Raw genomic sequence first — 460 nt, forward strand, 5'->3', positions numbered from 1 at the left:
TCGCGGATCTTCTGGATGGCTTCAAGACGATGCAGCTCTTTTTTGCGACAAGGTGATCAAAGGCATGCCGGCTCCTCCATACGCCCGGTCTCACGCCAGGCAGTGTGAAGTCGTCAGCCTTCCTTTCCAGCTTCGAGTTGGCCAGAGCATGAGCTGTGAAAGTCGGGGACTGTCGCATCTCTAAATTGCTCAAGTGTCGCATCTCTATATAACTGCTACATCCAGAAGTCGCATAACATACATTATGGAACATTAAATTATGATTTGAAATCAATGGGTTGGAAAAATTTATCGGCTGTTAGCCACCCGCTCCATCATGCTTTCGCCGCACAAGAAAAGCAAAATGCGTTTCATCGTTGGGCCACCTGGGCCCCTTTTGTTGCGAATAGCTGCTTTGTGCCGCGAGGACCTTGGGAAGCTATTTCCTTTCGAAAACAGATTTTTCCTTTCGGGTAGAGGT

It is taken from the genome of Mesorhizobium sp. M7A.F.Ca.US.014.04.1.1, from assembly GCF_003998745.1.
Classification (GTDB): Bacteria; Pseudomonadota; Alphaproteobacteria; order Rhizobiales; family Rhizobiaceae; genus Mesorhizobium; species Mesorhizobium ciceri.